This is a genomic window from Seonamhaeicola marinus (assembly GCF_008085455.1).
On the sequence record NZ_VSDQ01000187.1, the window covers coordinates 1 to 220 of the forward strand.

General features: G+C 38.6%; 1 pseudogene. It reads left to right on the forward strand.

Features of this window, described 5'->3' with window-relative positions:
• Positions 1-220, forward strand: a pseudogene (locus FUA24_RS02920) (F0F1 ATP synthase subunit beta); the annotation flags it as partial.

Consider the following 220-nt stretch of genomic DNA (forward strand, 5'->3'; position numbering starts at 1 on the left):
AAAGGTTCTATTACATCTGTACAAGCGGTTTACGTACCTGCAGATGATTTAACAGATCCAGCTCCTGCAACAACGTTTGCTCACTTAGATGCTACTACAGTATTATCTCGTAAAATTGCTGAGTTAGGTATTTACCCAGCGGTAGATCCATTAGATTCTACTTCTAGAATTTTAACACCTGAAATTTTAGGTAATGAGCATTATGCGTGTGCACAACGTG